Annotated in this window: 21 protein-coding genes; 13 read left to right on the top strand and 8 right to left on the bottom strand. The window is 65.8% G+C overall.

Translation table 11 applies throughout. The annotated features are described in order from the left end of the window. Positions 1 to 61: 61 nt before the first annotated feature. Positions 62 to 1,096 carry an LLM class flavin-dependent oxidoreductase gene (locus HB677_RS07945; protein WP_213815141.1) on the bottom strand — a complete coding sequence of 345 codons (1,035 nt, stop codon included), beginning with the start codon at positions 1,094 to 1,096 and terminating at the stop codon, positions 62 to 64. A 208-nt stretch (positions 1,097 to 1,304) separates the two neighbouring features. Here HB677_RS07945 and HB677_RS07940 point away from each other — a divergent pair, with 208 nt between their 5' ends. Both HB677_RS07940 and HB677_RS07935 read left to right on the top strand, forming a co-directional pair. Continuing rightward, a complete protein-coding gene (locus HB677_RS07940) occupies positions 1,305 to 2,723 on the top strand; it encodes a GntP family permease (RefSeq protein ID WP_213815140.1) in 1,419 nt (472 codons plus the stop codon). Next, positions 2,724 to 3,299: a gluconokinase gene (locus HB677_RS07935; RefSeq protein WP_213815139.1), complete on the top strand. Its 576-nt coding sequence runs from the start codon at positions 2,724 to 2,726 to the stop codon at positions 3,297 to 3,299. It begins immediately after the preceding gene. A gap of 24 nt (positions 3,300 to 3,323) precedes the next feature. On the opposite strand, the gene HB677_RS07930 is transcribed toward HB677_RS07935, so the two are convergent. Further along, positions 3,324 to 3,770, bottom strand: a complete 447-nt coding sequence (locus tag HB677_RS07930) for a MarR family winged helix-turn-helix transcriptional regulator (RefSeq protein ID WP_213815138.1) — start codon at positions 3,768 to 3,770, stop codon at positions 3,324 to 3,326. Between the two features lie 135 nt (positions 3,771 to 3,905). Between HB677_RS07930 and HB677_RS07925 the strand changes: the two genes are divergently transcribed. The 5 genes from HB677_RS07925 (at position 3,906) to HB677_RS07905 (ending at position 9,064) form a co-directional block, all read left to right on the top strand. After that, positions 3,906 to 5,114, top strand: a complete 1,209-nt coding sequence (locus tag HB677_RS07925) for an MFS transporter (protein WP_213815137.1) — start codon at positions 3,906 to 3,908, stop codon at positions 5,112 to 5,114. Positions 5,115 to 5,199: 85 nt separating this feature from the next. Then, the gene (locus tag HB677_RS07920) at positions 5,200 to 6,276 is read left to right on the top strand and encodes an acyl-CoA dehydrogenase (protein WP_213815136.1); all 1,077 of its coding nucleotides are present in this window, start codon (positions 5,200 to 5,202) and stop codon (positions 6,274 to 6,276) included. Next, a complete protein-coding gene (locus tag HB677_RS07915) occupies positions 6,270 to 7,643 on the top strand; it encodes a bifunctional PIG-L family deacetylase/class I SAM-dependent methyltransferase (RefSeq protein ID WP_213815135.1) in 1,374 nt (457 codons plus the stop codon). The genes HB677_RS07920 and HB677_RS07915 overlap by 7 nt, the downstream gene beginning before the upstream one ends. Continuing rightward, positions 7,640 to 8,446 (top strand): glycosyltransferase family A protein, encoded by an 807-nt coding sequence (locus tag HB677_RS07910; RefSeq protein WP_307852518.1) that lies wholly within the window; start codon positions 7,640 to 7,642, stop codon positions 8,444 to 8,446. Before HB677_RS07915 ends, HB677_RS07910 begins: the two co-directional genes overlap by 4 nt. A gap of 72 nt (positions 8,447 to 8,518) precedes the next feature. After that, entirely contained in the window at positions 8,519 to 9,064 is a 546-nt protein-coding gene (locus HB677_RS07905) for a Dps family protein (RefSeq protein ID WP_213815134.1), read from the top strand. Between the two features lie 9 nt (positions 9,065 to 9,073). Here HB677_RS07905 and HB677_RS07900 read toward each other — a convergent pair whose 3' ends face one another. Together HB677_RS07900 and HB677_RS07895 are read right to left on the bottom strand one after the other, a co-directional pair. After that, a complete protein-coding gene (locus tag HB677_RS07900) occupies positions 9,074 to 9,628 on the bottom strand; it encodes a hypothetical protein (RefSeq protein ID WP_213815133.1) in 555 nt (184 codons plus the stop codon). Positions 9,629 to 9,700: 72 nt separating this feature from the next. Further along, positions 9,701 to 10,267 (bottom strand): TetR family transcriptional regulator, encoded by a 567-nt coding sequence (locus HB677_RS07895; protein ID WP_213815132.1) that lies wholly within the window; start codon positions 10,265 to 10,267, stop codon positions 9,701 to 9,703. A 95-nt stretch (positions 10,268 to 10,362) separates the two neighbouring features. Between HB677_RS07895 and HB677_RS07890 the strand changes: the two genes are divergently transcribed. Then, positions 10,363 to 11,829 (top strand): MFS transporter, encoded by a 1,467-nt coding sequence (locus HB677_RS07890; protein ID WP_255546355.1) that lies wholly within the window; start codon positions 10,363 to 10,365, stop codon positions 11,827 to 11,829. A 71-nt stretch (positions 11,830 to 11,900) separates the two neighbouring features. On the opposite strand, the gene HB677_RS07885 is transcribed toward HB677_RS07890, so the two are convergent. Further along, a complete protein-coding gene (locus HB677_RS07885) occupies positions 11,901 to 13,223 on the bottom strand; it encodes an MFS transporter (protein WP_213815131.1) in 1,323 nt (440 codons plus the stop codon). A gap of 218 nt (positions 13,224 to 13,441) precedes the next feature. Here HB677_RS07885 and HB677_RS07880 point away from each other — a divergent pair, with 218 nt between their 5' ends. Then, positions 13,442 to 16,396, top strand: coding sequence for a glycosyl hydrolase (locus HB677_RS07880; protein WP_213815130.1), 2,955 nt, complete (start codon positions 13,442 to 13,444; stop codon positions 16,394 to 16,396). Between the two features lie 61 nt (positions 16,397 to 16,457). Next, on the top strand, positions 16,458 to 16,970 hold the full coding sequence (locus HB677_RS18820) for a MarR family transcriptional regulator (protein WP_213815129.1): 513 nt from the start codon (positions 16,458 to 16,460) through the stop codon (positions 16,968 to 16,970). A gap of 18 nt (positions 16,971 to 16,988) precedes the next feature. On the opposite strand, the gene HB677_RS07870 is transcribed toward HB677_RS18820, so the two are convergent. Then, on the bottom strand, positions 16,989 to 17,825 hold the full coding sequence (locus HB677_RS07870) for a lytic murein transglycosylase (RefSeq protein WP_307852517.1): 837 nt from the start codon (positions 17,823 to 17,825) through the stop codon (positions 16,989 to 16,991). A gap of 185 nt (positions 17,826 to 18,010) precedes the next feature. Between HB677_RS07870 and HB677_RS07865 the strand changes: the two genes are divergently transcribed. Beyond that, positions 18,011 to 18,469, top strand: a complete 459-nt coding sequence (locus tag HB677_RS07865; RefSeq protein ID WP_213815128.1) for a cytochrome c oxidase subunit 4 — start codon at positions 18,011 to 18,013, stop codon at positions 18,467 to 18,469. 70 nt (positions 18,470 to 18,539) lie between these two features. Here HB677_RS07865 and HB677_RS07860 read toward each other — a convergent pair whose 3' ends face one another. Beyond that, complete coding sequence (locus HB677_RS07860; protein WP_213815127.1) at positions 18,540 to 19,160, bottom strand: TetR/AcrR family transcriptional regulator; 621 nt, start codon at positions 19,158 to 19,160, stop codon at positions 18,540 to 18,542. Positions 19,161 to 19,264: 104 nt separating this feature from the next. Between HB677_RS07860 and HB677_RS07855 the strand changes: the two genes are divergently transcribed. Continuing rightward, positions 19,265 to 20,686 (top strand): flavin monoamine oxidase family protein, encoded by a 1,422-nt coding sequence (locus HB677_RS07855; protein ID WP_213815126.1) that lies wholly within the window; start codon positions 19,265 to 19,267, stop codon positions 20,684 to 20,686. Next, a complete protein-coding gene (locus tag HB677_RS07850) occupies positions 20,686 to 21,099 on the top strand; it encodes a hypothetical protein (RefSeq protein ID WP_213815125.1) in 414 nt (137 codons plus the stop codon). Before HB677_RS07855 ends, HB677_RS07850 begins: the two co-directional genes overlap by 1 nt. A 134-nt stretch (positions 21,100 to 21,233) precedes the next feature. On the opposite strand, the gene HB677_RS07845 is transcribed toward HB677_RS07850, so the two are convergent. Further along, the gene (locus HB677_RS07845; protein ID WP_213815124.1) at positions 21,234 to 22,523 is read right to left on the bottom strand and encodes an MFS transporter; all 1,290 of its coding nucleotides are present in this window, start codon (positions 22,521 to 22,523) and stop codon (positions 21,234 to 21,236) included. Positions 22,524 to 22,570 lie beyond the last annotated feature (47 nt).

The raw sequence follows: 22,570 nt of genomic DNA, 5'->3' as shown, positions 1-22,570 counted from the left end.
CGGGTACGCAAAAACCCCCGGATGCAGGGCGCATCCGGGGGTGTCTGTGTCTCTGCTGCGGCTAGGAGGCCAGAATGTCCCTGACCATCGGGATCACCTTCGTGCCGTACAACTCGATGCTGTGCATCGACTTCTCGTGGGCGAGGGGTCCTGCGCTGTACTTGAGATCGAAGCGGTCGAGCCCGAGGGTCTTCGCGGTAGCGGCGATCTTGCGCGCGACCGTCTCGGGCGATCCGACGTACAGAGATCCGAAGTCGGCTTCCTGATCGAACTCACCACGCTGCATGGGGCTCCAGCCACGCTCCGCGCCAATACGGTCACGGTTCGCCTTGAAGTGGGGCCAGAGTTCTTCGCGAGCCTGCTCGTCCGTGTCGGCGATGTAACCGGGCGAGTGGACACCGATCGGCCGCGTCGGCATCTCGAACTGAGCGAGCGCACGGTGGTAGAGGTCGACGTACGGCGCAAATCGCGACGGGTCTCCCCCGATGATGGCGAGCATCATCGGCAGTCCGTAGCGCGCGGCACGCACCACAGACTCGGGGCTTCCACCCACGCCGATCCAGGCCTTGAGCGCGCCGGACTCCGTCTTGGGGTACACCTGCTGGTTCGTCAGGGCGGCACGGGTGGTCCCGGCCCACGTGATGGGCCCCTCCTTCAGCACCTCGGAAAAGAGATCGAGCTTCTCTTCGAAGAGTTCCTCGTACTGGGCGAGGTCGAACCCAAAGAGAGGGAACGATTCGGTGAAGGAGCCACGGCCGAGGATGACCTCGGCGCGCCCGTTCGACACCGCATCGACTGTCGCGAAGCGCTGGAACACGCGAATCGGGTCGTCGGAGCTCAACACGGTGACCGCGGAGCCAAGGCGAATCCGCGACGTGCGCGCGGCAATGGCGGCGAGAACAACCTCGGGCGCCGACACGGCAAAGTCGTCGCGATGATGCTCACCGACGCCGATGAAGTCGACTCCGACCTCGTCCGCCAGCACCGCTTCGTCGACCAGGTTACGGATTACCTGGGCGTAGGGCAGGCTCACGCCGTCGGCACCCGCTGTCACGTCGCCAAATGTGTCGAGACCCAGCTCGAGTTCCTGTGTCATGTCGTGCTCCTAATCTCCATGCAAATGCATCGTTCTCTGCAACAACGCATCCGCCACCAGCATTCCACGCTGTCAACGGGGTTTCCCCGGATTTGCGCGCGGGCGTATCCTCTGGCGCACGGGGACCGGAACACCCGGAACCGCCCAGTCCGTATTCCGTGGGGTGCCCCGAGGATCACACCGTCGTGATCCGCGAAGGGACACGACAATGCTCCTCTCCGCAGCGCTGATAACCGCCGGTGGTCTCCCGCGGGCGGATGACCCGATCGAACCCGCCAGCAGCGAGGCGCAACTTATCATTGCGGCGGTCATCGGCGTGGCCGTCATCATCGCTCTGATCACCTGGCTCAAGGTGCATCCATTCCTCGCCCTCGCCGTCGGCGGTATCGGCGTGGGTATCGGCGCCGGTCTCGCACCCGGGGCATCGGTGCTGAGCTTCGGCGCAGGCTTCGGCGCCACGATGACGAGCGTCGGAATCCTCGTGGGATTCGGGGCAATGTTCGGCAAACTGCTGGCAGATTCGGGCGGCGCCGACCGCATCGTGGACACCCTCGTCTCCCGGTCGAGCGCCCGCACACTGCCATGGACCATGGCCTTGATCGGGGCTCTCATCGGATTGCCCATGTTCTTCGAGGTGGGCTTGGTTCTGCTCATCCCGGTGATCATCCTCGTGGCGCGACGGTCGAAGGTGCCGCTGCTGGCGATCGCCATTCCCGCGCTCGCCGGCCTTTCCGTTATGCACGGACTCGTGCCGCCTCACCCCGGCCCCCTAGTGGCGGTTGCCGCCCTGAACGCGAACCTGGGTCTCACCCTCGGACTCGGGGTGATCGTGGCCATCCCGACGGTCATCATTGCCGGGCCGGTGTTCGGCCGCATCGCCGCGCGGTGGGTGGACCTGCCCGTCCCCAATATGTTCCTCACGTCAGAGGACGAGGGAGACAGCCCCAGCGATCGCAAGCGTCCCAGCTTTGTCGCCTCGATCATCGGCATCCTGCTCCCCGTTGTCCTCATGCTTGCCCGCACCGTCGCAGAGGCAACGGCCCCGGGATCGACGGCGCCACTGAACGCGCTGCTGGTCTTCCTCGGTACTCCCATGGTGGCGCTGGGCATCGCCGTGATTTACGCGATGATCGTCTTCGGCCGCGGCGGCGGGATGACCCGCAATGACGTGTCGACCTCCCTGACCAATGCGCTCCCCCCGATCGCGGGCATCCTGCTCATCGTTGGCGCCGGGGGTGGATTCAAGCAGGTGCTCATCGACACGGGGATCGGCACCGTCATCGCAAACGCGGTCAACGGCAGCAACCTGTCCGTGCTGTTTCTCGCGTGGTTCGTCGCCGCGCTCATCCGGGTCGCGACCGGTTCGGCGACGGTCGCGACGGTGACTGCCTCCGGAATCCTCGCACCGGTGGCGGCCGACCTCTCGATGCCGCACGTGTCGCTCATGGTGCTGGCCATCGGGGCCGGCTCCCTCTTCCTCTCCCATGTGAACGACGCTGGGTTCTGGCTGGTAAAGGAGTATCTGGGTGCATCGGTGGGGCAAAACCTCAAGACGTGGACCATCATGGAATGCATCATCTCCGTCGTCGGCCTCGGCGGCGTCCTCGCACTCAGTTTGGTGATTTAGATGTTCCCCACAAGTCAGCCCGTCCTCGTGATCATGGGCGTTTCAGGCTCCGGCAAGTCCACCGTCGCCGGCATTCTCGCCGGGCAGCTCGGCTGGGACCTGGAGGAAGGGGACGATCTGCACCCCGATGAGAACGTGGCCAAGATGGCGGACGGAATCCCTCTGGGCGACGAGGACCGGCAGCCGTGGCTCGAGACAATCTCGTCGTGGATCGTCGAGCACACGATGGCCGATGTGCCGGGCATCATCACGTGTTCAGCCCTCAAGCGCCGCTACCGCAACACGCTCCGCGAGCAAAACGTCGTCTTCGTCTTCCTCAGTGGGTCGAAGGAACTCATTGGCCGGCGGCTGACCCAACGTCTTGATCACTTTATGCCTGCATCGCTCCTCGACTCTCAGCTCGACGCGCTGGAGCCACCGGAAGAGGATGAACGGGCCATCACCATCGCCGCCGGGCGCACACCGGCCGAGCAGGCGTCGGAGATCGTCACCCGCCTCGGGCTCAGTCCGCGCCCCGGCTCGTCCAGCCTCGGTGCCGTCAATCCGGGTAAGTCGAGTGTTCCCACCGATCGGTAATAGCCGCCCGCTGCCCGCCTGGGGCTAGGCGGGAAGAAGGCTCGGCAGCGCCTGCACCAGGGGAGCAAGTTCGGGAAGTTCCCGCGCATCGGCGAGTGCCCGTTCCAGCGTTGCGTCGTGCACCGGCCGCGCCCGCGTGAGCAGTTCCTGCCCGGCCGCGGTCAACTCCGTGTAGATGCCCCTGCGATCGTCGAGACACAGAATGCGGGTCAGCAGGGCGCGATCCTCCAGCCGGTTCACCAGCCGGGTCGTCGCGCTGGGCGAAAGCGCGGTGGCGCGCCCGAGTTGCTGCATCCGCATGTGCCAGCCGTCCTGACGGCTGAGGACGTCGAGCACTGTGTACTCGACCACGGACAGACGATGCTCGGACTGCAGAGACTTCTCCAGCTCGGACTCGATCAATCCGTGCAGCGCGGCCAACGTGCGCCACCCCTGGGCGCGCACTTCGACGGCGTCATCTTCGATGCTCATCGCTCTTCTCCTCGTTTCCCAAAAGTAGTTGCTTGCGCGGGATAGTTGCGTGTGCAATCATTTATCCCGCGCTTGCAAGTAATAGTTTACGTGGCTTGTGCGCGCGTTCATGGATTTTTTGAGGAGACACAGCCAATGCCCATCGGATTACTCGCCCTCGCCCTTGGTGGCTTCGGCATCGGCCTCACCGAGTTCGTCATTGTCGGGTTGTTGCCCGAGGTTGCTGCCGACTTCTCGGTGGACGAGGCGGCTGCGGGATGGCTCGTGACGGGGTACGCACTGAGCGTCGCCGTGGGTGCACTGCTCATCACCGCCGCTGTCACACGACTCCCGCGCAAGCGCGTCCTCCTCGGGCTCCTCGTGCTGTTCATCATCGGCAACGTGTTGTCCGCGTTCTCCACGGAGTACTCCGTCATGCTTCTCGGCCGGATCATCGCCGCCCTGTGCCACGGCGCCTTCTTCGGCATCGGCTCCGTGCTCGCCGCGAGCATGGTCGCACCCGACAAGAAAGCGGGTGCCATCGCGATCATGTTTACGGGACTCACCCTTGCCAATGTTCTGGGCGTGCCCTTCGGAACCCTGATCGGACAGAGCCTCGGCTGGCGCGCAACCTTCTGGGCCATCAGCATCATCGGCGTTCTCGCGTTTCTCGGCATCGTGCTTCTCGTTCCGGCCGTCGCCTCGACTACCGCGGCCGGCGCACTGCGCAACGAGTTGCGGGCATTCAGATCCGGTCAGGTCTGGCTCTCACTTGTCGTGACGATTCTCGGCTTCGGCGGCATGTTCGGGGCCTTCACCTACATGGCCTACACGCTCACCGAGGTCGGCGGTTTCGCCAGCAGTGCCGTGCCGTGGCTCCTCATCCTGTTCGGCGCTGGCCTCTTCGTCGGAAACATCGTCGGCGGCAAGGCAGCCGACAAGTCGCTCGATGCAACGCTCATCACCCTGTTGCTCGCCCTCGCCGTGGTGCTGGTGATCTTCGCGCTCACCGCACAAAACCAGATCGCGACGATGATCCTGCTGGTACTCATGGGCGGCTTCGGGTTCGCCACGGTTCCCGGACTGCAGATGCGGGTGCTTCTGTACGCGGGCGACAACTCAACGCTGGTCTCGGGTGCGAACATCGGGGCGTTCAACGTGGGAAACGCTCTGGGAGCATGGATCGGCGGCCTGACCATTTCGGCGGGGCTCGGGTACACCTCTCCCCTGTGGGCGGGTGCCGCCATCACCGTCGCTGCGCTCGCTGTCATGGTCGCCGCGGCGACCACAGCCCACCGTCGCCCCCGCTCCGCCCCGCCCGTGCGCCCGGGTGCCGCGGAGCCCGTCGCCGCCCAGGTCAACTAACGCCCGGGCACCCGCCCATATCACCGGTTCTCACTCGCGGAAAGCCCCCGGCCCCGACCAACGCCGTAACTTATCGTGGCGCGTAGTGATAAACCACCAACTCCGACCGATACCGCTGTCGCCCCAGGCAGCGGTATTCGGCGTGTCCGGGGAGCAGAACGCCACGACACTGCCCACCCCCGGAGATATTGGCGCTGCGCTTCGTCTTGCAGCCTCGCTTGGTGCCACTCTCCCCACCCCGGGCAGCGGCAACACCGCACTGCTCTGGGAGACCCTTGCATCCATCGCCGCGGTGGACCTCGGCATCGTGCGGGCCGTCGAGCCCCATCTGGACGCCATCGCCATTCTTGGTCAGTGGCGGGACAGCGACTCCTCTTCGCAAAATCTCGGGATCGGGGCATCCGCAAGCTGGGGCGTTTTTGCCGCCGAGGGAAGCGCTCCGCTGACGGCCATCCCGCCGACGGACGCGTCGGAGACCGGATGGACCCTCACCGGCACGAAACCGTGGTGCTCCCTCGCCGGAGTTCTGGACGCAGCGCTGGTGTCCGCCACCCTTCCAGACGGCAGTCGCCGGCTGTTCGCCGTCAATCTCGCACTCCCGGGCGTGCGAGTGGCGGAGAGCGGATGGCTCGCGCGCGGCCTCACCGAAATTCCGAGCGGTCCCGTGACCTTTGATAACGTGCCCGCCGTCGCCATCGGCGATGCCGGGTGGTATCTCGACCGTCCCGGCTTCTCGTGGGGCGCGATCGGCGTCGCGGCCTGCTGGTTCGGGGGCGCCGTTGGCATCGGACGCACCCTGTTCGAGGCCGCACGCGCCAAACCCGGCGACCCCTTCCTCCTCATGCACCTCGGCGCGGTCGACGAACTCCTGCAGTCGTCGCGCCGTGCACTGCGCGAAGCCGCGGAACTCGTGGACGCGGGCGAGGCGACGGGACCGGCGGGCAAGCTGCTGTCCCGCCGGGTGCGCGCCACCGTCGTGCGGGCAAGCGAGGAAATCCTCGATCGCGCCGCCCACGCGCTTGGCCCCGCCCCACTGGCGATGGACGCGGCCCACGCCAAGCGCGTCGCCGACCTGCAGCTGTACCTACGCCAGGACCACGCCGAAAAGGATCTCGCAGCCCTGGGCGGAAAGCTTCTCGATGCGGGGGTCGTCCCGTGGTGAGTTTCGATGCCCGCGAGCCGGGTACGCCCGCGCAGCTGTGGTCGGCCGACCCCCGCATGACCACGCTGCCCTCCCTCGGGCTCGACGGGGTGGGCGAACTCCTGGTCATCGCGGCGCACCCCGATGACGAGACCCTCGGAGCCGGTGGCCTCATCGCCGAGGCCGCGGCCCGGGACATCCGCGTCCATATCGTCATCGTCACCGATGGCGCGGCCTCGCACCCCGGATCCTCCGGGGTAGAAGGCGAGAGCATGGCGCTGCGTCGCCGCATCGAGGCGCAGGTCGCAGCGCGGGAGCTCGCGCCGGGCAGCCGGGTCACGTTCCTCAACCTCCCCGACGGTCAGGTGCGCGAGCACCGGGAGCACCTGACGGACCTGCTGACCCCGATCATCACGGCAACCGGGCCGTCGGCGCTTATCGCGGCTCCGTGGCGGGGCGATGGACATCGTGATCACCGGGTGGTGGGAGAGGTCTGTGCGGATGTCTCGGACCGCAGCCACCGCACCCTCATCGAGTACCCCATCTGGATGTGGCACTGGGCCTCCCCCGACGACGCGACAACACCGTGGCCACGGTTACTCGCGTTGCCCCTCCAGACGGAATCCCTCGACGCCAAGCGTCGCGCGATGCTCGAGTACCAGTCCCAGGTCGCACCCCTGTCACAAGCACCCGGCGACGAAGCCCTGCTGCACCCGCTCTTTTTGCTCAACTTCCTTCGAGACATCGAGGTGTTTGTCATGCCGACCGCCGACAATTCGGTGCCCGCCGAACGCATCGCCGAGAACTACTTCGACGCGACGTACGAGCGACACGATGACCCGTGGGGCTTCCAGACCCGCTGGTACGAGGCACGCAAGCGCGCGCTGACCATGGCAGCGCTCCCGGCAGAACGCTATGGAGCGGCGCTGGAGGTCGGATGCTCCATCGGCGTACTCACCCGTGAGCTGGCCGCACGCACCGACCGGCTGCTCGCGGTCGACATCTCCCAGGCGGCCGTCGACCGGGCGACCGCGCGCAACGCGGACCTGCCCCAGGTGACGGTGCGCAAGACCGACGTCGTCGATCACTTTCCCGCGGGGGAATTCGATCTCGTGGTGCTCAGCGAGGTCGGGTACTACTTCGACCTCCCGTCGCTGACGGTCGTGCTCGGCCAGATCGAGCGGTCGCTCGGCGCGACGGGCACTCTCGTGGCATGCCACTGGCGCCATCCCGTCGAGGACTACCTGCTCACCGGTGATGCAGTCCACGCCGCCATCGCGGAGTTCACGGGCCTCACCCGCCTGTCGACCGTGTCGGAGAAGGATTTCATTCTCGAGGTCTTCTCTGCCGATCCACGCTCCGTCGCCGAACGAACGGGGCTCGCGTGACTCCCCCGGAGGTCGCCAAGGCCAAGCGCGCTGCCCGGCCGGTGAGAACCGTCTCCCCCACCGCCATCCGGGCCATTGCCGTCGTGATCCCCGCCCGGGACGAAGAGGAACTGATCGGCCAGTGCCTGCGCTCCGTGCAGGTTGCCGTGCAGTACCTCCAGACGGCACGCGGCACGCTGGCGCCACCGGTCACGATCATTGTGGTGGCAGACGGATGCCTCGACCGCACGGCATCCGTCGCGCGGGCGTTCCCGGGCGTGCGTGTCGTCGAGCTCGAGTCTGCCAACGTGGGCGCCGCCCGTGCCTCCGGTGTCGACGCCGCACTCGCGACGCGCCACGTGCCGGAGAAACGCCTGTGGATCGCCAACACCGACGCGGACTCCGTCGTTCCCCGCCACTGGCTCTCGCACCAGCTCGAGCTGGCCGATGCCGGTCACGACGTGATGATCGGCACCGTTCGCCCCGACTTCAAGGACCTCACCGCGGCGCAGATTCGCGCGTGGCGGGCAACCCACAAGCCCGGCGCGGCAAACGGGCACGTGCACGGCGCCAACCTCGGGGTGCGGGCGTCGGCCTATACGCGGGCCGGCGGATACCTCTCCCGCGCCGAGCACGAGGACAACGATCTCGTCGACCGGCTGAGGGAAACAGCGGCCGATCTCCTCGCCACCGACCGCTGCGAGGTCGTCACCTCCGGCCGCCAGGTCGGACGCACCCCCGGCGGCTACGCCGGTTACCTGCGATCCCAACTGCTGGAACTTGCCTCCCACACGGCCGCCCAGCAGGTGACCGACGCACAATAGTTTCTGGACTCGTACACCGAGGCTTCAGAATCCGAAAGATCCATCATCACCACACAAGGAAAGGCAATTCTGATGACAACAACTGTCGAACGCGATGTTCACGTCCCCGCCGATGGTGGGGCAAAGCCCACGAGGCGTCAGAACGCCGAGCGCGGTTTCAAGGCATCGAAGCAGCTCACGGACAACCTGCAGAAGGTACTCGTCGACCTGGTCGAGCTCCACATCCAGGGCAAGCAGGCGCACTGGAACGTCGTCGGAAAGAACTTCCGCGACCTGCACCTGCAGCTCGACGAGATCATCGACTTCGCCCGCGAGTCCAGCGATGAGGTAGCCGAGCGCCTGCGCGCCCTGCACGCCGTGCCGGACGGACGCAGCGACACCGTCGCCGCCACCACGACCCTTCCGGAGTACCCGAACGGCGAGATCGACACCGCCGTCACGGTCGACCTCATCACGACACGTCTGGAAGCCGCCGTCGGAACCATGCGCGACGTGCACGACGATGTCGACGACGAGGACCCGACCAGCGCGGACATCCTGCACGCGATCATCTCGCAGCTCGAGCAGTACGCCTGGATGGTCTCCGCGGAGAACCGCACCGCCGCCAAGCGTTCCTAGTCAGTCTGGCTACTCCTCCGGGCGCGAACCCTCGCGCTCGGAGGCCCAGGCGGTCATCCACCGCGGAACCGGAACCGTGTGCTCCGAGGCGCGAGCAACGACGTCGACCGACACGAGCCGCTTCGCCGCTTCTGCTTCCGTCGTCAGGAACCACGACCCCACCATCTTCTCCCCCGTGTAGGGAGCGAGCACGCAGATACCCGTGATGGTGAACGTGCCGTAGGGTTCCTGCACAAACGTCGCCTCCACGACATCGCCGTGTGCGAGAGAGGCCACCGTGCTCGCCACGTGGGCGAGGTGCAGCGGCTCCGCGTCATCCGCTTCCGTGTCCCGCGGTTCGAGCGTCATCAGTTCGCGCACCGGCTTACCGTTGTTGCCGACTTCGATTCCGCCGAGGTGCATGGACGATCCGATCGCGACGCGACCGACGACCGAGTAGGCGCCGTACGGCTCCGAGTTGAACCGTGCCTCCACCAGCTCTCCCTGCGGCAGCGCCGCGAGCATCGCGCCGAGTTCCGCGGCCTTGCGGCGGGGCGGAATCTGAAGAGCTTGCAATCGATCCACGCGGGTCCCCCTTGGTGTGTGGCAGGGGCCCAGTTTAGTCGCGCCGGGCGGGGGCCTTTCTGGACGCCTGCGTCAGCGGGACTGGATCAGGCGACGGGATGCCTCGACCGCGGCAGCCCTGTGCGCGGCGATCACGGCCGGCGCTTCGGCCGATCCCGTGGTGCCGGGCGCCTGCGTCCACGCGAGGCCGATCCCGAAGAGCAGCGGGATGAGCTCGTCCGGTTTCCACGACGCATCGACGAGTCCTGCCGCCTGCGCTTCACGGATCGAGTCGGACTTCGCCCGCTCGCTCTCCATGACGGCGGAGTGGAGATCGAAGTTGAAGCCCTCCAGCCGCGCCCAGGTCATCATCCGCAGGTGCTCGGGATGGCTGAGCGAGTGATCGAACACCCGGCCCACGAAGTCGGGGATATCGGCGGGGCTCAGAGAAACCGCCTCGAAGAACTCCATGCCGTTGAGGTTGAGCACCGCCTGGAACAGGGCGACCTTGTCGGCAAAGTGGGCGTACAGGCGCTCCTTACTCGAGTTCGCGCCCTTGGCGATGCGATCGACGCGTGCCCCGGCGAGACCATGTTCGGCAAACTCGGCGCGAGCGGACAGCAGTATCCGATGCTCGACGTTCATCTCCTGGTTAGCCATGACTCCACTATAGTAATACTAACCGGTTGGTTAGGTCACGGAATCCGTCGTGACCAACAGGCCGGCACCACTCTCACCTGGAGCTTCTCATTTCTTTGCCTGATGTACGTCGTGACGCCCGCGCGTCCGCCGCTGAACACCCCAACCGTCGCTGGATCATCCTCGGCGTCGCCGCACTTTCCCAGCTCATGGTCGTCCTCGACGGCACGATCGTGAACATTGCCCTTCCCGATGCCCAGCTCGAACTCGGCATGTCCGACGGCACGCGTGGATGGGTGGTCACTCTCTACGCGCTCGCGTTCGGCTCCCTGCTCCTCCTCGGCGGACGCATCGCCGACTTCTGGGGCCGCAAGCGCTCCTTCATCGTCGGTATGGCCGGCTTCGCCATCGCCTCCGGCATCGGTGGCCTGGCCACGAGCGGCGGAATGCTGCTGCTCGCCCGCGGCTTCCAGGGTGTGTTCGCCGCGCTGCTCGCCCCCGCGGCACTGGCGGTCCTCACGGTGACCTTCCCCTCCGGACCGGACCGCACCCGCGCGTTTGCCATCTTCGGCACCATCGCCGGAGCGGGAGCCGCCATTGGGCTGCTTCTCGGAGGCGTACTCACTGAATACCTCACGTGGAACTGGTGCCTCCTGGTCAACGTGCCAATCGCCGTCATTGCGATCATCGCCGCACTGTTCATCCTGAAGGAGAGTCGGGCCGACGGAGATACCCGGTACGACGTTCCCGGCACCCTGATGATCACGCTCGGCCTCGGCTCGATCGTCTACGGCTTCTCCCGCGCCGAGCTTGGTTGGGGACGTGCGGACACCATCGGATTCCTCGCACTGGGCGCCGTCGGCGTCGCGCTCTTCCTCTGGTGGCAGACACGTGCGGCCAACCCGCTCCTGCCGCTCCGCATCATCGCCGACAAGGTCCGCGGCGGCACGTTCCTCATCGCGATCCTGCAGGGTGCCGCGATGCTCGGAGCGCTGCTCTACCTGACGCTGCACTTCCAGATCGTCATGGGCATGTCACCGCTGGCATCCGGCGTTGCATCGCTGCCCTTCGCGGGGAGCATCATCGTGACGGCCGCGATTCTGTCGAACGTTATCGGCAAGGTCGGCCCGCGCATCCTCATCACCATCGGCCCCGTTCTGTCCGCGGCAGGGCTGTTGCTGCTCAGCCGAGTGACGCCCGACGGAACCTACCTCGCGCAGATCCTCCCTGGACAGATCCTGTTCGGTATCGGAGCGGCGTTCGTGTTCGTTCCCATGCAGAACCTCGCGCTGGCGGGCATTCAGCCGCGTGACTCCGGCGTAGCCGGTGCCGCGCTCACGGCCGCCCAGCAGGTGGGTGGGTCGATCGGTATCGCCGTCTTCACCGCGCTGTACACCTCGGCCGTGGCATCCTCCACCTCCGCCAGCACGGCGAACCCGTTTGGAGGCCTGGTGGACGGCTATTCCATCGTCTTCATCGCCGCGGCGATCGCGATGATCGTCGCCATTCCCATCGGTTGGTTCATGGTGCGGGTCTCCAAGGAGGACTTCACCGCCGGAGAAGGCGCCGTCCACCTCGGATAACGCCCACTCCGCCAGCACCAATGACACTGGGCCAGTTCCTCACCGGAAGCTGGCCCAGTGTCGTTGTGTCGTTAGGGCACCCGCACTGGCCCCGAGGAAACGGCTACTGACTGCGTGGGAATCGCCGAAGTGGGGCTGTCGTTGCCCTCTACCGCGAATTCGCTGTGGTTGTTGCGGTGACGGAACACGATCCACGCTATGGCCAGCCCGACGAATGTCACCGCGGACAGCAGCGTGTACAGCACGGTAGGACCCACGGCGATGAGACCTGGCGTGAGTGCCGCGAGAATTGCCGCGGCCACCCGGGCAACGGCGATGATCGAGCCCTGAGCCGTTGAGCGGATGAGAGTGGGGAATGACTCCTGCGCCCAGACCTTCATGATCGTTTCAAAGGCGAATGAGCTGCCGAGTGCAAACAGGACGCCCATCACGAGATAGCTCGTCACACTGAAACCAAAGACCGCCGGCACCAGCAGACCGACGACCCAGACGATGCCGCCGGCGGTGAAGTACGAGAAACGGTAGGGCCCGTCGGCGATGCGCATGAACCAGAGGTAGCCGGCAATGAGCACCGGGATGGACACCAGGCCGAGGAGCGCCGCGGTGGAGACATCGACCTTTGCCACATTGACCAGCAAATACGTGCCGAACTGTCCGTTGGTGTTCGCAGCAAGATTGACGAGCGTATAGAAACCGATCAGGGCGAGCACCGGCACCAGGTAAGGCCGACGCAGGAGCCGCGTGGGAGCCGCTCGCTGTGCCCGGATCGTCGGGACGCCCGCGTGACGGTCGGCCCGGGCTGCGAGCCACGTCGCCGACTCGGGAATGCGCAGTCGGGCGACGAGCACGATTGCGGCGACCAGCCCGATGTGGGCGAAGAGAATCTGTCCGCCGATTCTGCCGGCGTTGCCCACGAGGGCCGCGCCGATGCTTGCGGCGATGATGCCGGCGACCCAGAGAAGGTTCGAGAATCCCAGAAATTTACCGCGGTTGCTGTCATCTGCGGCTTCGGCGATTGTCGCCAGCGACACGGGCAGATCGGCGCCCGTTCCCACCCCGATCAGAATGGCACCCACCAGCAACATCGGGAAGGCTGTGGCGAGAACTGCCGACACGGCGCCAAGAGCGATGAGGATCATCGTGACGGTGAAGACCGGGCGACGCCCATAACGGTCGCCAAGTCTCCCTCCCACCACAGCACCGATGGCAATCGAGAATGTCAGCACTCCCGAGGCGATCCCCACCTGCGCTGGCGTGAGCCCGAGCGCCGTCTGGTAGATGACGACGGCCGTGCCGAAGCTTATTATCGAGGCCGAATCGATGTACGACGCCATGCCAGAAACGGTTGCGATGTACCAGGATCCTGGCTCACGGGATGCGGAAATTGTACTCACAAACTTCTCCTTTGAAGTGGGATTTCCCCCACGGCAACGTGCGGTCGGTGTCATCCATTGAAAGGATTCAACCGTGCCGCCACGCTAGCGGGCGGCCGTGTGCGTCGCAAGCAATGGGCAGAAAATATATTGTCTTGAGGACATTGCATTTATTCTGATAGACAGTACTTCGACGGAGAGATTTCCCGTGCGCCACCCCGTTCAAAGGAGAACATCGCATGACGCTTGACGACATCGCCCGCAACATCGCGACACCGGCAATCGAGTTTCGACCGGAATTGCGCTGGTGGCTCGCCGAGGGACTCCACACCGACGAGACCCTCCGGTACGAGGTCGAGACCGCCCACCGGCTCGGTTTTGGCGGGATGGAATTTCTCGCGATGGACGAGGGCGAAATCGACCACGCCCGCTACGGGTGGGGTTCGGAGGAGTGGGTTCACGACTCGCAGATCGTCGTGGAAGAAACGACGAGCCGCAACATGTCGGTGAGCTTCACATCAGGCACCAATTGGTCCAACGCGAACCTGCCGACCATCGATGCCGATCATCCCGCGGCGGCCAAGGAGCTGGATGTGGTGAGCGAGGAATTGGCTGCGGGCACCTCCCGCAGCGGACCGCTCCCCCGCATCGACCTGTCAGTGGCGTCATCCGAAAATACCGTTCCGGGAGAACGCGGCGAAATCCGCACTCAGCAGTTCGTCGCCGTGGTTGCCATCCGGGCAGTACCGGGAGAGGACAGCGCTACGGTGCTCGACGCGGAGTCGGTGATCTACCTGACCGGCGACGTCACAGACGGAAGCCTGGACTGGACCGCGCCTGGCACGGGAACCTGGCGCCTCTTCGTCTACTGGATGCATGGCACAGGGCAGACAGCGTCACCGTCGGCGACCATCAACTGGACTGTCAATTACCTCGAACGGGCAGGAGTCGACGCCGTCATCGAATACTGGGACACCGTGGTTCTCACTCCGGCGCTGCGGGAGCAGATTGCCCGCAACCCGCGCGCACAGATGTACATGGACTCTCTGGAGCTGGCAACCTACGGCGCAGGCGGATTGTTCTGGGGCGAACACATCGCGGAGGAGTTTCGCACCCGCCGGGGATACGACATCACGACCTGGCTACCCTTTCTCAGTCGTAACGCCCCGTTCATGGCCTCAAGCACCGTGTACCACCACGACCCGCTGACGAACCAGCGGGTAACGGTGGAGAAAGTTCGCTTCGACTACGTGCGAACGCTCACCGATCTCTACATCGAGAACATGCTTCGTCCGTTCGCGGAATTCCTCCACGCCAACGGAATGACCTTGCGTTCAGAGATTAGCTATGGGCTGCCATTCGAACTCACCCGACCAGGGCCCGAGGTTGACGGAATCGAAACAGAGTCCCTGGAGTTCGGATCCCAGATTGACGGCTACCGCCTTCTGGCTGGACCGGCACACCTGTTCGGCAAGCAGTACTCGTCAGAGACCGGCGCCACCACGCGGAACCACATTCTCGATCATCGGTTCTACGACCAGATCATCGCAACGCAACTTGCGGCGGGGGTGACAAAGACTGTTCTGCACGGCTGGGCAAGCATGGCGGGGGCAGAAGGCGTAACCGAATGGCCGGGCCACGAGGGTATGTGGAGCATGTTCTCGGAGCGATTCGACACCAGGCAGCCTGCGTCGGAGTTCTATCCGCTGTGGAATGCAGCGATCGGTCGTTACCAGTTCCTGTTACGTCAGGGACTCCCCAGAATCGACGTTGGAATCCTGCACACCGATCACTTCACCGACAACGTGTCCGGAATCGCGCTCGTCGACGAGGCGGGGCGCCGTGTGCCCGATGAGGATGCGTACGGCTCCTCTTGGATGCGCGATCGCGAGAACCACTGGTGGCAGGACCTCGGCATGCAGGACGCAGGATGGAGCTACGAGTTCTTCGACGGAACGCTCCTGCTCCGCGACGATGTCACGATTGGCGACGGTCTCATCCAGCCCGGCGGACCGGGGTACCAAGCGCTCATCGTTTTCCAAAACGCCCTCGATCCCGACGCCGCGGCCAAGTTGCTCGACTGGGCGCGCGAGGGCACGAAAGTACTGCTCGTCCACGGAACGCGCGAGCTGAAATCGCTCGTCAACCGCACCTACACCTCCCACGAGCGCGCAGCAGAACTGACACCAGGTCTGGACGGGCGCGACGCAGAACTGGCCGCAACGATCGCTGAGCTGCTCGCCCTCCCGACAGTGTCAGAGATCGACGACGCTGCGCACACGGTCGTGGCGCTGCGTGCTCTCGGAGTCATGGGGCGCGCCGAGTTCGTCGGGGACAACCCGAACGTGTTGTCTCACCTCCGCGAGGACGGTGAACTGTTGCACTTGTACCTCTACCACTTTCTCTACGAGACGGGCGAGGAAACAACCGTCGACGTGACGCTGCCAGGTAATGGCGCCGTCTACCGCATCAACGGCTGGTCGGGCGAGGTGCGGCCGCAGCAGGGAGTGCGGCACCGTGACGGGCGCACCATTGTCACCGTCACCCTTGCGCCGGGCGAGACCGCGCTGCTGACCCTCGACCGGTCGGCGGATGGTAAGGATTCGGCTGCCGAAACGCATGGGACCGTCGCCGACATTGCCGAGTGGCAAATCGCTGTGGACAGCTGGGACGCGGGAGAGAATCAGCTCATCACCGAGGACCGGGGACGGGGATATGAATCCCGCGAGGTGCGCCCCCTCACGGCCGTGACACGGCTGGATGCCGGCACCGGCGCATTGCGCCCGTGGAAGGACATTGCCGGGATAGGTCCGGAGGTGTCGGGCGTTGGCAGCTACCGTTCAACATTCACGCTGAATGGGGATCCGGTCGACGGTGCACGCTACACGGTGGACCTCGGCTCCACCGGCGGGGGTCTTGGGTCCGTGCGGATCAACGGTGGCGACGAGGTGGGTTTCGACACGTCCTCCCCCGTCGTGGACGTGACCGGGTTGGTGCACGCGGGCGAAAACACCATCGAGGTCCGGGTCGCGAGTTCGCTCAATAACCGGTTGCTCGCGCGGGGTTACTACGCCAAGTTGCCCGACGTCGTCGCGGAGATGTTGTTGGGTGAGCCGAGGATGCAGCAGACCGAGGTGCACGATCACGGCCTGCTCGGCCCGGTTCGGGTCATCCGCTCTAGCCAATCGAATTGATCACGGGCTGCCCGGAGCGGGCAATAGACTCCCTCCGGGCAGTCCCCAGGGAAGGATCATCGTGGCGAGACCGCACAAGGACCAGTTGGCCACCAGCACCTCCGTGGACCTCACTCCCGTGATCGAACGGGACCTCCTTGACATCCGCGTCTCCCTGTCGACCCTCGTGCACTGGGCAGACAGCCAGGAAGTGCGCCGCGAGGTGATGGCCGCCATCGATTTTCCCGTGGATGAGCTCTCGATGTTTCTCGTCGTCAATCAGCTGACGTTGCGCGGTGCGATGCGTCCACGAGACCTCGCAACCGTGCTCGGCACGGGGCAGGCGAACATGACCAAGATCGCTCACAGGCTCCAGGATCACAACCTGATCGTGCGGGTGCCATCGCCCAGTGACGACCGGGGAATTCTGTTGGCGCTCACCGCGGAAGGCAGGGCGATGGGCGAGCGAATCGTGGCGTTCTCCTCGTCGAAACTCGAAGCGACGCTCGCCCACTGGAGCGCGAAGGACAGGGATGCCCTCAACCTCACACTCGCCCGCCTCGCGCGCGACATGGCAGCGCCAGGCTTTCACTAGCGCAACCAGCGTGGTGGGCTACCGGGCGAGCGAGCCGTATCGGTTGGCCGCCGCCGCAATGTCGTTCACGTACTTCTCCAGGTGGTTGTAGGAGAAGACGGCGGCCCGCCAGGTCTTCGGTGCCGACAGGTCGCCCGAGGCGCACAGGTAATTGGCCGCGGCCAACGCCGCGTCATCGATCTGGTTCGGATCGGCGAGCCCATCACCGTTGCCGTCGGCACCCCAGGCCGACCAGGTCTGCGGGATGAACTGCAGCGGCCCTACCGCGTGGTCCCACTCCGTATCGCCATCCCATGCGCCACGATCACTGTCGTGCACCTGGGCGAAGTCTCCTCCGTCCAGGCGCGGGCCGAGGATGCGGGTCTTGGTGAATCCGCTGGCCAGCAGCGTTGTTCCCCCGTGGGTGCCGTGGCCGGACTCGATGAAGCCGAGGGCCGCAAGGGTCGTCCATCCCAGGTGACATTCGGGTTGCGACTCTGCAAGCACCACCGACGCCCCACCGTAGGCCTCCAGCGCACGTCGGGGAATCCCCGTTTCTTTCGCGACCCGGGTCACCCAGGTGGCCGCGACCCTCGACGAGATTCCCACGGGAACGGATGCCGCGGGCGCGGCGTCCGTGATGGCGACGGGGGCCGACGCGGGCGCCTGTCCCGTGGCATCCGCCAGCGGAGCGACCATGTCTGCATCGACGCCGGATGCGCGGCTTTCCGGAGCGAAGGCGGCGGAGGAATTCCAGAGCGCCCAGCCACACAGGCCGAGGACGGCGATGATCGCCAGGATGGACACCCACTCGAACCGGCCGCGCACGTGACGAGACGCAGACTTCTTTGTGCGTTTCTTGGCGGCGGGCGTCACTGTCTCAACCCTAGGCGCTCGGGGACTCGCCACCGGCTACCCCGAGGTTATCGCCGTCGTCGTTTACGCATTATTCATCGCGCAAGGGGCTCGACGCCGACGCACCGGCGTGGAATAGTCGTGCTCGAAATCCTCATGGTGCCTTTGACACGGGCAAACGACAAGCGAATTGGGTGGGAAATCTCGTGGTAGCTAATGCTCGGTTGTTCTGGATCCTGAGTGGATTCTTTCTCCTCGCCGATATTGCATACACCGTGTGGAACGTGATCTACGACGCACAGGGGCTTGCCACCCAGTCCGTGAGCGGTGCATACGCTCTCCCCATCGAATGGGTCGGCACCATCGGGCTCTTCCTCACCGCGGTTCTGGCGGCCCTCATCGCCTTCTACCTGCGCCGCACCCACCGCGCGCAGGGAGCAGAACTCCCCGAAGACATCGTGAGCGCCAACATCGATGACGGCGATGCCGAGCAGGGTTTCTTCAGCCCGTGGAGCTGGTGGCCCGTGGTGCTCGCCGGATGTGCGGCGCTGATGTTCCTGGGTCTCGCGGTGGGCGTCTGGATCGCCATCATCGGCGGCACCATCGGCGCCGTCGCGCTGGTGGGGTGGACGTTCGAGTACCACCGCAGGTACTTCGGGCACTGAACCACCCACGTCGTCACCGTGATTTAACGCGCTCGTAACAGATAACTGGACAAATGCCCAGTTATCGCACCTAGTCTGGGGGAATGTCCCCCGACGCCTGCATCACCAGGAACCCGGCCAGTGCCGCGCGAAGCCCGCGCCGCAGCGCCGAGTAGTCCTCGGGGTCCGGGTGAGCGAGACGATGCAGGGCAAAGCCGTCGATCATGGCGATGACTGCTGCGCTCGCGCCCACCGCGTCGCGCACTCCGTACCGTCGCAGTGCCGCCTCCGCCGTGCGCCTGGTCGCGGCAATGATCTCCACGGTGCGGGCCTGCAGGGCGGGCTTGCGGGACGCGAACAGGTACACCTCGAACTGAGCCGTGTAGTCGGCGTCGGATGCCCCGGCCACGAGATCAACGAACGCGTCGATGGTTTGCTCGGGCGTGAGGTCATCCGCTTCCACCTGCTGTTGCAGCTCGTCCAGGCGCTGAATCTCCCGGAGCATCACTCCGGAGAGCGCCTCACCGATCAGGTCGTCGATCGTGTCGAAGAAGTAGGTCGTCGACGACGCCGGAACTCCCGCGTGCGCGGCAATCGCGCGGTGCGTTGCCCCGGACACCCCGCGCTCATAAATGACCTGGATCGCGGCATCCAGCAACTGTTGGCGACGCAACTCCCCGCGCGCGCGCCGGGGACGTTCGCTGATCACCATGCAACGCCACCTCATTCACTTGTGTGGTTACCCGCGCCATTACGGGCAGCCGCTTCCATCTTGGCATCTAAACGCGTACTACCTACCCCGAGCAGGAGAGCTTCATGACCCTTTTGAGCCTGGACACCCCCGAGATCCGCGGCGATGGCGACATCATCGACGTCGTCGTCGTCGGAGCGGGACTCGCGGGGCTGTCTGCCGCCCGCAATCTGGTTGCCCTCGGACGCTCCGTCGTCGTGTTCGAGGCGGCAGATCGCGTGGGCGGTCGCACCAAGGCCGCATCCGTCGCCGGCGTGCACGTCGATCTCGGCGGCACCTTCGTCGGTCCGACCCAGGACCGCATCATCGCGCTGGCCGAGGAGGTCGGCGTCGGCAGGTTCGACACCTGGGAGCACGGGTCGAACGTTGTCAGCTGGCGTGGCGCGGTCAAGCACTACCGCGGAACCATTCCCCCGATCGGCGCGATCGGGCTCCTCGACATCGCCCGGGTTCAGGCGAGCATCGACCGCATCGGCAAGAGCATCGACACCGCGCGCCCGTGGCTCTCGCCCAACGCCGCCAAGTGGGACTCCCACTCCCTGAAGACGTGGCTGCAGTCGATCCACGCCCTGCAGAGCTCGCACGACCTGATGAGCATCGTGACGGGCACGACCTGGGGCTGCGAACCCAGCGAAATCTCGTTCCTGCAGGTACTTCGCTACATCAAGATGGCCGGCGGCATCTCGATGATGCTCGACACCCGCGGAGGCGCCCAGGAGGAGCACTTCACCGAGGGCTCGTGGCAGATCTCCGCCCGGGTCGCGGAGGCGCTCGGAGACCGCGTGCACCTCGACTCCCCCGTGACCAGCATCGAATGGGATGACACGGGCGCCACCGTTACCGCGGGAGAACACACTGTTCGCGCGCGCCGCGTCATCGTCGCCGTCCCCCCGGCGCTGCGCACGCGCATCACGTTCTCTCCGGCCCTCCCCTACAACTACGCCGCGCTCTCCCAGCGATGGCCGCAGGGGGTGCTTTCCAAGGCGTACGCCGTCTACGAAACTCCGTTCTGGCGGGAGGCCGGGCTGAGCGGCCAGGCGTTGTCCGACCGCGGGCCAGTCTTCATCACGTTTGACGCGAGCCCGCAGGACGCCAGCGCCGGCGTGCTGCTCGGTTTCATCGGAGGCGACATGGCGCGCGGCTGGGACAACCTGCCCGAGGAGGAGCGCCGTGTTCGCGCGCTGTCCTCGTTCGCCGAGATGTTCGGACCGCGGGCGCTCGAACCCACCGGATTCGTCGACCAGCGGTGGGCGACCGAGCAGTGGACGGGCGGAGGACCCACCGCCGCTCCCGGGGTGGGGACTGTCGCGGCATCCGCCCCCTATCTGACCGCCCCTGTCGGCCCGATCAACTGGGCAGGCACCGAGACCGCCGAACGCTGGTCCGGCTTCATGGATGGCGCCGTCCGCTCGGGCGAACGCGCGGCCCGTGACGCCTCGGCCGCGCTCTCTGCAGCATCCGTTTCCACAACAGCAAAGGCACTGTAATGACCTGGACCGCCCAGCACACCCAACTGACCACGGCAACCGCAGACGGCGTCTGGCGCCGCTGGATCACGCCCGAATTCTGGGGACCGGATGACCCGGACACCGCGTGGGCTACCTTCGACGCGCCCGCAGCGCCCGGCGTTCGCGGACGCGTGAAGGCTCTCGGTTCCCCGGTGCAGCGCTTCACGTTCACCAGTGTGGAGCCGGGCCACGGCATGAACTTCGTGATTTCGCTGCCGCTGGCGAAGCTGTCATTTCCCCACAGCATGCGGGAGACGCCGGCCGGACTGGAGGTCACGCACGGCGTGCGCCTCGATGGGCCGCTCGCGGGTCTCTACGCGATCATCATCGGGCGTTCACTCGCCCGGGGACTGCCCGAGGTCGTCCGACTCGTGACGGCGGCCGCGCTGTAGTCGACGGCACTGTGCTCCCGCCCGACGTGGCGGGAGATAAAAGCGGATGGCGGGAGTTATAACTCCCGCCATCCGCTTTTTTCTCCGTCCGCCGCCTGCGTTATCCCCCGCCAACGGCGGGAGGGCGGCCCGGGTCAGTCGAGCGAGCGCACCCGCAGGATGGCCAGGCCACCAGCGACAAGCGCAAGGGCGCTCAACACGAACAGCCAGACGAATCCACCCGTCAGCGCCACGATGATGGCCCCGAGCAGTGGTCCGACGTTCTGCGGCACCGCGACGGCGATGTTCATCACGCCCAGGTACTTGCCGCGCGATTCGGCGTCGGGGAGCACCTGGGTGGACACGGCCTGGTCCACGGACAGGAACGCGCCCCACCCGAACCCCAGCAGCGCCGCGGCGACGAGCGCCATCGGCGGCGACGGCACGAACGCGAGCAACGCCGCCGCAAGACCCTGGGCAACTCCACCGACCAGAACGAACGCCTTGCGCTTGCCCAGGCGGTCCGAGAGGTTGCCCCCGAAGACGGCGACGAGCAGCGTCACCGCGACATAGATCAGGATCGTGTTCACGAGGAAGTCCTCGGCATCGGCGATCTTCAGCGCGAACCCGAAGTAGTAGAGCAGCAGTGCGGTCCCGAGGGCATTGCCGAGGTACACGAGAATCCGCGACGCGAGTGCCCAGGTGTAGTCCGGGTGGGCCCGCAGGTTGACACCGATGCGCGCGCCGTCGGTGACGGATTCGGATGCCACGAGCCGCGCCTGACCCGCAGTGAGCGGCTCATCCCTCATCCGCACCAGGAACGGCGTCGTACAGACGACGAGCAGCACGGCGATGACGAGATAGCCCAGTTCCTGCTGCGTGATGATCAGACCGACGAGCGCGACCCCCAGCACCGTGCCGATGGCGTTGGCGCCGGCGACACCGGACGAGATGACTCCCCGCTGCGATACCGGCACCTGATCGCTGACCACCGCGGTGAGGGCGGCGGATGCGACACAGAACCCGACGACAGCCAATGCCCAGGTGATGGCCATCCCCACGAGTGTCGTCTGGATGCCGGTCAGCGCGAGCCCCACGGCAAACAGCAGCACGCCGCCGGCGATCCAGGGGCGTCGGCGCCCAAAGCGGGACACCGTACGATCCGACAGCGCACCCGCGACCGGGTACACCACTATCGCGAGCACGCCACCGACGCCGGCGACGATGCCGAACGCCATAACCGTGCGGATCCACTCGCTGTCGGCGGCAATGATTCCTACCTGGTTGGGAAGCAAAATCTGCAGCGGTGCGATTTGCGCCATCCACAGGCCGAGCCAGACCACCGAGAACCCGGTCATCCACCGTCCTCGCACCCGCACGACGGGTTCGGCGAAGGCGCCCGTGGGCGATGGCGGGACTGTGATGGCGGGATGAGGTGTCGTCATGTCTCGACGCTAGCCTTCGTAATTGCACAAATGTCCCGTTAAGTGTT

Source organism: Glaciihabitans sp. dw_435, from assembly GCF_018449675.1.
Lineage (GTDB): Bacteria > Actinomycetota > Actinomycetes > Actinomycetales > Microbacteriaceae > Glaciihabitans.
This window is presented reverse-complemented; position numbering and strand designations above follow the sequence as displayed.

Excerpts from the sequence above, each read along its gene's own strand:
- HB677_RS07945 (WP_213815141.1), bottom strand. The coding sequence starts at position 1,096 with ATGACACAGGAACTCGAGCTGGGTCTCGACACATTTGGCGACGTGACA.
- HB677_RS07940 (WP_213815140.1), top strand. The coding sequence starts at position 1,305 with ATGCTCCTCTCCGCAGCGCTGATAACCGCCGGTGGTCTCCCGCGGGCG.
- HB677_RS07935 (WP_213815139.1), top strand. The coding sequence starts at position 2,724 with ATGTTCCCCACAAGTCAGCCCGTCCTCGTGATCATGGGCGTTTCAGGC.
- HB677_RS07930 (WP_213815138.1), bottom strand. The coding sequence starts at position 3,770 with ATGAGCATCGAAGATGACGCCGTCGAAGTGCGCGCCCAGGGGTGGCGC.
- HB677_RS07925 (WP_213815137.1), top strand. The coding sequence starts at position 3,906 with ATGCCCATCGGATTACTCGCCCTCGCCCTTGGTGGCTTCGGCATCGGC.
- HB677_RS07905 (WP_213815134.1), top strand. The coding sequence starts at position 8,519 with ATGACAACAACTGTCGAACGCGATGTTCACGTCCCCGCCGATGGTGGG.
- HB677_RS07895 (WP_213815132.1), bottom strand. The coding sequence starts at position 10,267 with ATGGCTAACCAGGAGATGAACGTCGAGCATCGGATACTGCTGTCCGCT.
- HB677_RS07880 (WP_213815130.1), top strand. The coding sequence starts at position 13,442 with ATGACGCTTGACGACATCGCCCGCAACATCGCGACACCGGCAATCGAG.
- HB677_RS07860 (WP_213815127.1), bottom strand. The coding sequence starts at position 19,160 with ATGGTGATCAGCGAACGTCCCCGGCGCGCGCGCGGGGAGTTGCGTCGC.
- HB677_RS07855 (WP_213815126.1), top strand. The coding sequence starts at position 19,265 with ATGACCCTTTTGAGCCTGGACACCCCCGAGATCCGCGGCGATGGCGAC.
- HB677_RS07850 (WP_213815125.1), top strand. The coding sequence starts at position 20,686 with ATGACCTGGACCGCCCAGCACACCCAACTGACCACGGCAACCGCAGAC.
- HB677_RS07845 (WP_213815124.1), bottom strand. The coding sequence starts at position 22,523 with ATGACGACACCTCATCCCGCCATCACAGTCCCGCCATCGCCCACGGGC.